Source organism: Vreelandella sp. ssv, assembly GCF_059448525.1.
Map to the genome: position 1 here is coordinate 4,272,207 of NZ_CM182545.1, position 11,539 is coordinate 4,283,745.

The following is an 11,539-nucleotide window of genomic DNA, read 5'->3' on the forward strand; positions in this document are numbered from 1 at the left end:
TCATGCTTGCTTTAGTTATTACTGAGACAACGTTTGTTGCTCAGTAGGTTTCGACGGTGACTGGGCGTGCATTGCTTGAAAACGCTTGTTGTTCAACACTAATGCCACGGTAGCCACTCCCCGATTGTGAAATCTGAACGTCACTCCGATTGCCAAGCTGACGCACATAAGAATTTAGTTCTCTTGAAGCCCTTCCTGACTGAGTAATATCTGCTTTATGATTTTTACCTATTTGTAAGACATTACTAATGTTATTGCCGCCGGTTTGAGTGACTGTTGCTGTGTTGTAGTTTCCTAGCTGATAGATGCTAGAGAAATTCCCCGCTTGATAACTAGCCGATTGCGAAACATGAGTACGATTGTTGTTACCTATTTGCGCAATAATGCTGTAGTTACCTTGGTTGTGTTGAGCGGCAACTTGCTTAGAAAATTGTTCAACTCGACTGTTGTCTGCGCTAATTGTTGATGAAACTGAAAGGGTTGCCGTCAGCAGGATGACTGCTAGCACAGCTTGCTTGGTTGAGGAGTAATTCAGTTTCATAATATTTCCCTCTGAAACCATTTGTATCAATTTGTATTTCTTGTGTTGAGTTTGGACCAATTGAAAATTTCCGCTATCAGATGTTTTCTTAATTGTGTGGTGTATTTTTTCATGTTTTTAATGAATCTAAGAACTATTTTTCTAATACTTAAATAAAGATATTTTAGGAAAAAAAAGGGCCATGCAATTTGCATAGCCCTTACCTATTTTTTGAATTTTATTAGTGTTACCTTATTTTTGATTCAATACTTTAGATCTTTATAACAAAGGCACTGGGGCATCTAAGTAGTCTGCCAAAATGGTATCTTGAAAATTAACATTGTTACCAAGGTTCCAGAGGTTACTTTCCACTCCACGTGCTACCAGATGAATTACTGCTGATTCAATTGCGGACATGACTGCGAGTTGTACGGGTTCATTCGTGGTAAGTCCCACTTCAGCTTCTAGCAAACGACGAAAATCGATAAAGCGATATACCCCTGCTCGCATCTCTTTAGAGTAAATCGTTTTCGTGGTGGTAACGTTCGCTAGTACTTCACCTGTTGATATTTCAACCGCGCGCAAATTCACCGTTACCTGGTCAACTTGATACTGGCCGGATGCGCCAATCCCAAAATACTCAGCGCCGGCCCCCCCCGTTCTAACGTTGGATTCATAGGCAATAATACCGCCTTCCAGCATCACTGAAGCAGCGCGTAATGATGGCAGCGTATCGGGCTGGCCGAAACGCTCAAACTCTGCACGGATAATGCGTCTTTCAGTAAGCAGGTTTTGTAAACCAACCCGCTCAAGCGGTATAAACCAGCCCGAGTCCGCCAATGCACCGGTGAGCATGGCCGCTGCGCCTTGCGTTACAGCAGTTGAGAAAGTGCTGGCCGGAGCAGGTCGATACTGACCCGTTTGATCTCGAAAGTCATAAACAGATACAAATATACGCCCTGCCGGCGGTGGCAAAGAGACCAGATCTTGGTATGTTGCCCCTCTTGGTGTTAGCGTTGCTTGCGCGCCTTCCAAGTTTTCAGACGTTGCAACCATACCGGCACAGCCGCTGAGTAAGCTGACCATGAGTAGCGTAGCGATAATTTTCATGATGATCCCCTGAATCCCACATCGTATTAAGTAGGCTGACTAACAGCTTTATTAGTTTTTCTTAGTTTAAAAACAGGTAACATATTAAGGGTTAAACAAGCCCCCCACGCTGATATTGGTAACATCCCCCGTCACTTTATCGACCACCCTGACAACGAGTTGTCCGCCTTCATCGCGAACCACTACGCTAAAATCCCCACTATCAAATGCGCCTTCATCGACTTCACCAGCACCAACGTCACTGATGAGCTGGGAGATCAACCGACTTTCAAGACTTTGGATAAGTCGTTCAGTGGATGAGAGTGACTCAATACCTCTCGCGTTAGGGTCCGTATTGGTGTCTTGCGACTGTGCTTTACCGAGTAAATAGCTACCCATAAAGGGGTCACCGCCAAACGAGGGGTTAAGCGGCTGATAAACTAGCTCCCCGGCATTTGCTTGCAGTGCTATCACACTTACTAGGAGGCCGGTTGCAAGGGCACTACCTGTTGTTTTCTTTAATATGTTTTTCATTAACGTAGCTCCTCTGTTCCCAAGTCTTTGTCTGAATTAAGCGCTGACGCCAATTGTTGGCGTAGTAGTGCTTCTTCGACGGTTTGTACGGCTTCCCCGGCGGCACGGTCAGCTTCATTAATCCTTGGGGAGAGCTGTGTACGGAAATACATTTGATTGCCTTCCATTACCCATATTTGGCTACCCCAACGCGCATCTGGGCGCTCATTAATGGTGATGGTGGCATTACCGATAATCAGGTTATCCATGGCTTGTTGGCTAAAAGCGCGGTAGAAGGTTTTACCTGCCATGGTGATTGTGCGATCTACCATTACGCCAGTTAGCTCACTGCCCCCGTTAGCGTTGCGCTGCACCTCAGGCCCATCAGGACTAGAGAGCTGATTAATAGCGTTAATCGCCTCTTGCTCATTGGCGGGTAGTGCATCTGCGGGATCGGCAGGTTCGTTAGCCATCGCTAAAGACATAGATAGCCACGCTATTACGATGAAAATTCCTATTGAAATACGCTTTATTGATGTCATGAGAGTCACCCTGGCGCGAAACGTTACCGATGACGCTGCAGGCTGCGAGCGGTTTCGATATTGGGCAGAATCGGACCCAGGTTTTGATGTATCCAATTGAGCGCTTGTATACGGTTATGTACGTTGATTTTGCGAAAGATATTGTAGAGGTGAGACTTAACCGTGTGCTCACTAACAAATAGCTTTTCGGCAATTTGCTGATTGGAGGAGCCTGCACTAAGCAGTGAAATGATCTCCATCTCTCGGTTGGTTAAGCCACAGGCTGGCCGAAAAGCATTACTCTGATACTTGCGATAAAACAGGATTAGACGAGCCATTAAGTCCCGTGACATCCATAGTTCACCTTCGAGTAGCGCGTGTATGCCTTTACAAATAACCTCAAGGCTTTCATTGCGGTAAAACACGCCTTTTAGCTGAGCACATGAAAGTGCTTCCAGCGCGTGATCCATGTCATGAATATTGAAAGCAGCTAGAGGTGTTTTAGTTAACGCCTCGGGTAATTTATCTTGCCACTCCGGTAGCGCATCAACGCCGATATGATCACTATCAATCAAAATCAGCACGTTTCCCGATGCGGAAACGGGTAACGTTGATTGGGGTGAATAGATGCTGATGGGACAGCCGGTATGTTTATTCAAGTATTCAGCGAACAGCTGAGCTTGGGGGCTCTTTTCGGTAACGATATAGACCGAGCCGGTAGACTTTTCCTGCGACATGGGGAAGCCCTCATAGAAAGAAAGAGTGAGCAGGTAACCCTTGAAGTGTTGCTCATAAGATATGTTTCGTAAAGTTTTGTTATTAAATAAGTGGTAAAAATAATTATTATATCCACCAGCGGTTTTTTTATATTGCTATAATATGTATAAATATCAAATGCTTATATTTGTTTTTGCCTAAGAATTCTGAGGTTGTTTTCAAGATACGTTGAGTAACATTTTGCTGGCTTTTGATACGTTCAATGAGCGCGTAAACTGATGCTCTTCTGTTTGGAGTGCGTGTCATGGCATCAGTCAATACCCTTGTCCTAGCGAGTGGGAATGCTGGAAAGTTAAGAGAATTCAACCAATTACTGTCGCCATTAGGCTTCGATGTGCGCCCGCAGGCAGACTTTGGCGTTACTGAGGTCGAGGAAACAGGATTAACATTCGTCGAAAATGCATTATTAAAGGCCCGAGAAGCTAGCCTAATTAGTGGGTTACCCGCATTAGCCGATGATTCAGGTCTTGAGGTAGATGCACTGCAAGGGGCCCCAGGTATTTATTCGGCCCGCTACGGTGGTGAACCGAAAAGCGATGAGAAAAATAATGAAGCGTTGTTAGCGGCGTTAAGCGACTGTGCAGAAGGGCAGCGCAGTGGCCGTTACTGGTGTGTACTTGTTTATTTGCGCCATCCTAAAGATCCTGTACCAGTGATTGTGCAGCGTAGCTGGGAAGGCGAGATTCTCGCCCATCCACGGGGAAAGGAAGGGTTCGGCTATGACCCGCTTTTCTGGTTACCCGACCAGGGTATGAGTGTTGCCGAGCTGCCCAGTGAAAGTAAAAACCGCCTTAGTCATCGTGGTCGTGCGCTGCAAGGGTTAGTTGAGTTATTGAAGGTGGCACATGGCTGATACGCTGCCGCCACTATCTCTGTATATCCATACCCCCTGGTGTGTCCGTAAATGCCCGTACTGTGATTTTAATTCTCATGAGCCGGGCACACACGGCTTTACACCACGTGATTTACCCGAAGCTGCTTATCTTGATGCGCTGCTACAAGATCTGGATAGCGATCTTGCCCTGGCGGCTGGACGCGAAATTCAAACCATCTTTATTGGCGGCGGGACACCCAGCCTGCTGTCGCCTGCGTTTTATGATCGATTAATGAGCGAGATTGAAGCCCGTTTGCCGTTCGCTAAAGGCATTGAGATTACCTTAGAGGCGAATCCAGGTACCACTGAGCAAGAGCGTTTCATTGGTTACCGGGAAGCAGGCATTAACCGGCTCTCGCTGGGTATTCAAAGTTTTCAGCCCGATCAATTGCATGCTCTGGGGCGAATCCATAGTGGTAATGAAGCGATCACTGCGGTAACACAGGCGCGCCAGGCAGGCTTTACCAATATTAATATTGATCTTATGCATGGGCTGCCCAATCAGACCCCTCGGCTTGCCATGGAGGATATCGAGCAAGCGTTGGCATTAGCACCTGAACACCTTTCTTGGTATCAACTGACCCTCGAACCCAATACTGCCTTTCACTCTCACCCTCCAGTGTTGCCAGAGGAAGAGGCGCTTTGGGATATTCAGGACAAGGGGCATCAGCTTCTGGAGCAGGCGGGTTTTAAGCGCTACGAGATTTCAGCTTACGCTAGCGCTAATTATCAGAGTCGCCATAACCTTAACTACTGGCAGTTTGGTGACTACCTGGGGATTGGCGCGGGTGCCCATGGCAAGCTTAGCCACCTTGACGAAAATGGGGAGTGGCGCATCGAGCGGCGCTGGAAAACCCGTCAGCCGGATGCTTATCTTAAACGTATCAATGATTTGCGTGGGTTTATAGCGGGGAAGCAAGTTATAACGACGGATGATCTGCCGTTGGAGTTTGCTATGAACGCTTTGCGACTCATCGAGGGTGTGACGCTGGAGACATGGAAAGCCAATACCGGGCTCTCTTCAGATATGTTACTGATGCGTTTACAAAGCGCCGAGAAAAAAGGACTTTTGATGCAAATGCCTGAAAAGCTGCGTGCATCGCCTCAAGGTCTATTATTCTTGAATGAGTTGCTGGCTTTAATTAGTGAAGATTGACCAGTAACGAAAAAAAGATGTCCCGAATATAAACAAGGAGTGAGTGATGCGTATTTCTCGACTACTGACACCGCTGGCAGCCGCTATTTTATTAGCGGGTTGTGCCACATCGGACCCTTACGGTGGCCAAACGCAGCGCTCAAGCACCGCGATGGGCACTGGTATTGGTGCGGCTGTGGGTGCAGCTGCCGGTGCGCTGTCTGGCGACGGTAGTACTAGCCGCCGTGACCGTGCATTGATTGGTGCTGCCGTAGGTGCGGCTGCCGGTGCTGGCATTGGTGTCTACATGGATCGCCAGGAGCAGCAACTGCGTGAAAACTTGCAGGGTTCACGCATTGAGATTGATCGCCGTGGCGACGATATCGTGCTCAATATGCCTAGCGGTGTCACCTTTGGTTTTGACTCAGCTGAGCTGACCAGTGAAGCGCGCGGCTCTCTTAATGAAGTCGCTAATGTTCTCACTCAGTACCAAGATACTCGCGTTAGTATTGCAGGCCACACCGATAGCACCGGCGATGCTAGCTATAATCAGCGTCTCTCCGAGCGTCGCGCTCAAGCCGTGGGTAGTTACTTATCTCAAAACGGGGTTTCATCCTCGCGCCTTATTACCTCTGGATATGGTGCCACTCAGCCGGTCGCTAGCAACGACAATGAGCAGGGCCGTGCCCAGAACCGTCGTGTAGAGATTACTCTAACTGCAACCGGCGATGGCCAAGGTTAATCCACAGTTGGTTTAATCTAGCTATTGCTGCTTATAGCCCGCTATGCTCACATGGCGGGCTTTTTTTCATTCACCTGTCGATGAGTTTCCATGCTGTCTTACCAACATGCCTACCATGCCGGTAATTTTGCCGATGTGCATAAACATCTGACGCTATATGCGGTGATTGAGCACTTATTACGTAAAAAAACCGCTATTACATATGTTGATACTCATGCGGGTAGAGGCCTCTATCCGCTTAATGCCCAAGAGACACAACGGCTGCAAGAGTATCGCGAAGGTATTTGGCCACTCTGGCAAGCTCGTACAGGGTTGAATGACCCGTTACTGAGCGCCTGGAAAGCGGTATTAATAAGTGCTCAATCTTCGCCAGCATCACTGACGCATTATCCTGGTTCGCCTTGGTGGTTAAGTCACTCTTTGCGTGAACAAGATCGATTAAGGCTGTTTGAGCTGCACCCGGGAGAACATGAGCAACTCAGCGCTCAAGGCTTATCGCCTCACGCCCAGCGTGTGTTTGGCGATGGCTTGGCTGGATTAAAGGCCATGTTACCCGTGATAACACCACGCCTGTGTGTACTTATCGATCCCAGCTATGAGCGCAAAGTGGAGTATCAAGAGGTTGCGGAGACAGTAGCCTTTGCGCATGAGAAAGCACGCCATGCTGTGGTATTGATTTGGTACCCGTTACTACCTGCTGGCCATCATCACACGCTATTAGCTGCCTTAAAGGAGAGTGGCGTACGCAAAATATGGCGCAGCGAACTGCTGCTGCGCGAACCTGCCGAGCAGGCTCACGGTATGTTTGGCAGCGGTATGCTGGTGATTAATCCACCTTGGGGACTAGATCAACGTCTAGCTGCAGCGATGGAAGCAATTACACCGCTGCTTGGTGCCGATAGCCGCTATCAGGCGGACTGGTGGGTAGGAGAGTAATGGGTGGCAAAATTAGTTCTATTATTTTCCGATACAAAAACTGCCGAAAATCTCGCCCAATAAATCATCGGCACTGAATTCACCGGTGATTTCACCTAAAGCCTGTTGAGCATCACGTAAGTCTTCTGCTAGAAGCTCACCTGCGCCGTAGCCATCAAGCTGAGCACGGCCAGTATCAAGGGCTGCCATAGCACGGTCTAAGGCGTCTAAATGCCGCCGGCGGGCAGAGAAGCGACCCTCGGTGGTGGCAGCAAAGCCCATGACATCTTTTAAATGTGCTTTTAAGTTATCCACACCTGTGCCGGTTTTCGCCGATAGCCTGACGATCGGCGTGGATGTGGATAATTCAATGCCAGCGGATTCGGCACTGGTATCGATCTTATTACGCACTAGGGTTAACCGCGTTTGATCAGGAAGACGGGCAACAAACTCGGGCCAGATGGCCATAGGATCGGTGGAATCAGTCGTGCTTGCATCGACCAGCAGTAAGACACGATCAGCTTTTTCTATCTCTGCCCATGCCCGGGCAACGCCAATTTTCTCAACCGCATCGGGCGTGTCGCGCAGCCCGGCGGTATCGATAATATGGAGTGGCATACCGTCGATATGAATATGTTCACGCAGCACGTCCCGGGTTGTGCCAGCGATATCCGTCACAATCGCGGTATCTTGTTCTGTCAGGGCATTCAACAGGCTGGATTTACCCGCATTTGGGCGCCCTGCAATGACCACGTTCATTCCTTCGCGCAGCAAAGCCCCTTGGCCTGCTGCTTGACGTACATCGCTTAGCGCTTGCTGAACGCTGTTTAAATGCTGAGCAACATGACCGTCGGCAAGAAAGTCGATCTCCTCTTCAGGAAAGTCAATTGCCGCCTCGACGTAAACACGTAGTTCAATCAGCCGCTCGACCAGCGCCGAAACGCGTTTCGAGAACTCCCCCTGAAGCGAGCGCACGGCGTTTTCAGCCGCTGAGCGTGATGTGGCATCGATTAAGTCGGCGATTGCTTCAGCCTGGGCCAGGTCAAGTTTATCGTTTAAAAATGCGCGCTCGGAAAACTCCCCCGGTCGTGCCAGACGAGCTCCTAAGGCAACACAGCGCTCAAGCAGCATATCCATAATAATGGGGCCACCGTGTCCTTGCAGTTCCAGAACATCTTCGCCGGTAAACGAATGAGGGCCATTGAAGAACACAGCAATGCCTTCATCAATGCTGCCTTCAGCGCCTTGGAAGGGGCCATAGTGAGCGTAACGCGGGGCAGGGCAATGCCCTACCATGGCTTGTGCGATCTCGCGGCAGGTGGGGCCAGAGACGCGGATAATCCCCACGCCGCCCCGACCAGGTGGCGTTGCCAGTGCCGCAATGGTGTCAGGTGTATAAAGGCGTTCGGCCATCATGGATCTCTTATTAAATTGGCAGGTAACGAAATTGATCAACCTAGTGTGAGTTTTTCGGCCTTAAAACGCCAGACCCCCGCTCGGGGCGGGGGTCTGAAGGTGCTAATTAACACGTCGGATGGCTGGGTTTTTAACTGCTTAGTTTTTAACTATTTAGTTTTCAACCCTTTACCGATATTCGGATCGTTTTCGATTTTGCGAGTAATATAATACTGCTGCGCCACCGAAATGATGTTGTTAACCACCCAGTAGATGACCAGACCGGCCGGGAACCACAGGAAGAAGAAGGTAAAGATGATAGGCAGCATCTTCATAATCTTCGCCTGCATAGGGTCCGGGGGTGTTGGGTTCAACATCTGCTGAACGAACATCGAAATGCCCATCAGGATCGGTAGGATGAAGAGCGGATCCTTAACCGATAGATCTTGAATCCAGAACATAAACGGCGCGTGACGCAGTTCTACTGATTCCAGCAGCATCCAGTACAGGGCGATGAAAACGGGCATCTGAATCACAATAGGTAGACAGCCCCCCAGCGGATTGATCTTCTCCTTCTGGTAGAACTTCATCATCTCTTGCGACATTTTTTGCCGGTCGTCGCCATACATCTCTTTCAGGCGCTGCATTTCCGGGCCCAGTTTACGCATCCGACCCATGGACTTGTACGCTTTGGCAGAAAGCGGGAACAGTACCGTCTTCACCAATATCGTCAACAACACTATCGACCAGCCCCAGTTACCAACTACCTCGTGGATATGATCCAGTAGCCAGAAGAGGGGATTGGCGATAAACCACAGCCAACCGTAATCCACGGTTAATTGCAGGTTGGGAGCGACTTGCTCGAGGTAGTCCTGCACCTTCGGCCCCATATAGAGGGTTGCCCCCAGGGACGCTTCGCTATCGGCTGCAACCGTGCTAGTGGGGCCAGCAAAGGCAACCACGTTACGGTTACTGGAGTCAGTGGTAACGTAGTAAAGGTTTTGTTGATCCTGCTCGGGTGCCCATGCCGACACAAAGTAGTGCTGAATAATGGCTATCCAGCCGCCTTGGGCTTCACGGTTTTCAAAGTTATGGTTTTGAATATCCTCAAAGTCGATCTTCTCGTAGCGTGCATCAGGCGTTGAGTAAGCCGCACCTAAATAGGACTTCATCCCCATGGAGACACCGCTTGAAGGATCAGGACTATTGTCACGTGCCAACTGGCCGATAAAGCGCGCACTAATAGGCGCCCCCGTGTTGTTGGCCAAGTAGTAATTGACATTGACCGCATAGCTGCCGCGCTCAAAGGTTAGACGCTTAATGATCTCAACACCGTTAACATCAGCGGTTAGATCAACACTTAGCTCGTCATCATTATCGCCTAGACGGTACTCAGAGTTTTCAGGCGTGAACGCGATACGGCTGGCTTGGCCATCGAGCTGCAGACCTGAGCGAGCCACATAGCTACGGCTACTGTTATCGGATAACAGTACATAGTTACGGTCTGAATCCAGAGAGAGTTTGTGCTGCGGTAATGCGGCATAAACAATATCGCCACCGTGTGGATCAATGCGCACATCAAGGACATCGGTGGTCACGGCAATGAAGTCGCGGCTCGACGTCTCGCTTTCGGTATCGTCAGGAATACCTTCACCTACCGCATTTGGCTGTGAAGATGTACTCGGTACCGCTAAGCCGCCTTCTCCATCTCCAGTATTGCTAGATGATGTGGTATTGCTGCGTTGCGTCGTTTCAGGCACTGAATCGTAATTCGGCTGCCCGTAATCCTGATTCCACTGGACGACTAGCAAGTACGCCAGTACGGCTAGTGGAATCAGTAATAAAAGTCGTTTTACGTCCATGAGGGTTCTGCCCGCTGGGTGGTGAACATGCTAATGGCGCAGTGTCATTTACTCGACCCTTGACACACGAAAGCCTGCCAGACGGCAGGCCGAGGTCGAGCGGCGAGGTGTGCACCAAAGGTCACGTGTCGTGCTCAGGCGTTGGTGCTGCGATCACCGCCTGTGCGTCACGCTGAAGTCGCTTCCACATGCCGTGTAACTGGCGATGCAAGGTGTCGTTATCAATGTCCTGAACGCCGCGCCGTGCAAGCACCACAATATCCACAGAGGGTAAGTGATCTTGACGAAGGCGGACGGATTCTCGAACGAGACGCTTGAAACGGTTGCGATCAACGGCGCGTTTGACATTTTTCTTGCTGACTATTAGTCCAAGGCGGGGGTGTCCCCGAGTATTTAGGCGAACTAGCGCCATCATACCTTTGCCATGCACTTTAAGGTCGGCTTGATCAAACACGTGACTAAAATCCCCAGCATTTAGTAACCGTAATTGCCGGGGAAAGCCTTGCTGCGGCACACGCAATCCGAGATCAGGCGCTCAGACGCTTGCGGCCCTTGGCACGGCGACGTGCGAGGACGGCGCGACCGTTTTTGGTTGCCATACGAGCACGGAAGCCATGCGCGCGCTTGCGCTTGAGAACGCTAGGTTGAAAAGTGCGTTTCATAACTCGTTATTCCCACGTGGTTTAGGACGGAAAGTGAATTCCAAAAAGCCCGGTCCAGTGAGGAACTAGCCGGGGAGATTCAATTCAAGACCGGAAATTGTAGAGACTTCCTCTGCTCGGTGCAATTTTTCCTTGCATAAAAAGCGTTGTGGCGCACTTACAACCATGCTGTCTGGATGAAGAGTTACCATGGCGGCTACTACTATTATTACTAATTAGTAGTTCTAAACCTGTTGTTATTAATAGTGGGGATACTATTTGTGGATAAGTGGTTTTAATAACTATTTTTCAATAGCCTATGATGATAAAAAATCTGTGTGTAAGTTCCGTATAAACGGTCTACAAGGTGTTGAATAGATGTGACTAACCCCAACGAGAAGTGCTTTTTTAATACTTGTCCCCTTTCCTTCACGAGGTTATCCCGTACGCTTGCTGTAAGTTGTCCACAGGGCAATATCGAAGCTTAAACCTATGTGGATAACCGAGGCTTTGGGCGCTACAATGGTCGGCCGTTTTCAACCGATGGTGAGATGA

General features: G+C 49.4%; 13 protein-coding genes. 4 read left to right on the forward strand and 9 right to left on the reverse strand.

Features of this window, described 5'->3' with window-relative positions:
* Positions 1 to 40 precede the first annotated feature (40 nt).
* From AC5TBW_RS19615 to AC5TBW_RS19635, 5 genes are all read right to left on the reverse strand, one after another.
* Complete coding sequence (locus AC5TBW_RS19615) at positions 41 to 541, reverse strand: hypothetical protein (RefSeq protein WP_495510153.1); 501 nt, start codon at positions 539 to 541, stop codon at positions 41 to 43.
* A 258-nt stretch (positions 542 to 799) separates the two neighbouring features.
* Entirely contained in the window at positions 800 to 1,630 is an 831-nt protein-coding gene (locus tag AC5TBW_RS19620) for a CsgG/HfaB family protein (RefSeq protein WP_280105217.1), read from the reverse strand.
* 84 nt (positions 1,631 to 1,714) lie between these two features.
* Positions 1,715 to 2,143 carry a curli assembly protein CsgF gene (locus AC5TBW_RS19625; RefSeq protein WP_495510154.1) on the reverse strand — a complete coding sequence of 143 codons (429 nt, stop codon included), beginning with the start codon at positions 2,141 to 2,143 and terminating at the stop codon, positions 1,715 to 1,717.
* The gene (locus tag AC5TBW_RS19630) at positions 2,143 to 2,607 is read right to left on the reverse strand and encodes a CsgE family curli-type amyloid fiber assembly protein (protein WP_495510155.1); all 465 of its coding nucleotides are present in this window, start codon (positions 2,605 to 2,607) and stop codon (positions 2,143 to 2,145) included. Before AC5TBW_RS19630 ends, AC5TBW_RS19625 begins: the two co-directional genes overlap by 1 nt.
* Positions 2,608 to 2,687: 80 nt before the next feature.
* Positions 2,688 to 3,380, reverse strand: a complete 693-nt coding sequence (locus tag AC5TBW_RS19635; protein WP_495510156.1) for a LuxR C-terminal-related transcriptional regulator — start codon at positions 3,378 to 3,380, stop codon at positions 2,688 to 2,690.
* Positions 3,381 to 3,664: 284 nt separating this feature from the next.
* On the opposite strand from AC5TBW_RS19635, the gene rdgB reads away from it, so the two are divergent.
* The 4 genes from rdgB (at position 3,665) to AC5TBW_RS19655 (ending at position 7,107) form a co-directional block, all read left to right on the forward strand.
* A complete protein-coding gene (rdgB, locus tag AC5TBW_RS19640; protein ID WP_495510157.1) occupies positions 3,665 to 4,273 on the forward strand; it encodes an RdgB/HAM1 family non-canonical purine NTP pyrophosphatase in 609 nt (202 codons plus the stop codon).
* Positions 4,266 to 5,450: a radical SAM family heme chaperone HemW gene (gene hemW / locus AC5TBW_RS19645; protein ID WP_495510158.1), complete on the forward strand. Its 1,185-nt coding sequence runs from the start codon at positions 4,266 to 4,268 to the stop codon at positions 5,448 to 5,450. The genes rdgB and hemW overlap by 8 nt, the downstream gene beginning before the upstream one ends.
* A 46-nt stretch (positions 5,451 to 5,496) precedes the next feature.
* Positions 5,497 to 6,171 (forward strand): YiaD family glycine zipper/OmpA-like lipoprotein, encoded by a 675-nt coding sequence (locus AC5TBW_RS19650; protein WP_280105223.1) that lies wholly within the window; start codon positions 5,497 to 5,499, stop codon positions 6,169 to 6,171.
* Positions 6,172 to 6,261: 90 nt separating this feature from the next.
* Positions 6,262 to 7,107 carry a 23S rRNA (adenine(2030)-N(6))-methyltransferase RlmJ gene (locus AC5TBW_RS19655; protein WP_495510159.1) on the forward strand — a complete coding sequence of 282 codons (846 nt, stop codon included), beginning with the start codon at positions 6,262 to 6,264 and terminating at the stop codon, positions 7,105 to 7,107.
* Between the two features lie 21 nt (positions 7,108 to 7,128).
* Here AC5TBW_RS19655 and mnmE read toward each other — a convergent pair whose 3' ends face one another.
* From mnmE to rpmH, 4 genes are all read right to left on the reverse strand, one after another.
* Positions 7,129 to 8,499: a tRNA uridine-5-carboxymethylaminomethyl(34) synthesis GTPase MnmE gene (gene mnmE / locus AC5TBW_RS19660; protein WP_495511996.1), complete on the reverse strand. Its 1,371-nt coding sequence runs from the start codon at positions 8,497 to 8,499 to the stop codon at positions 7,129 to 7,131.
* 152 nt (positions 8,500 to 8,651) lie between these two features.
* On the reverse strand, positions 8,652 to 10,343 hold the full coding sequence (gene yidC, locus AC5TBW_RS19665) for a membrane protein insertase YidC (RefSeq protein ID WP_495510160.1): 1,692 nt from the start codon (positions 10,341 to 10,343) through the stop codon (positions 8,652 to 8,654).
* 121 nt (positions 10,344 to 10,464) lie between these two features.
* A complete protein-coding gene (gene rnpA, locus AC5TBW_RS19670) occupies positions 10,465 to 10,857 on the reverse strand; it encodes a ribonuclease P protein component (protein WP_495510161.1) in 393 nt (130 codons plus the stop codon).
* A 13-nt stretch (positions 10,858 to 10,870) separates the two neighbouring features.
* Positions 10,871 to 11,005, reverse strand: a complete 135-nt coding sequence (gene rpmH, locus AC5TBW_RS19675) for a 50S ribosomal protein L34 (RefSeq protein ID WP_008959105.1) — start codon at positions 11,003 to 11,005, stop codon at positions 10,871 to 10,873.
* Between the last annotated feature and the right edge of the window lie 534 nt (positions 11,006 to 11,539).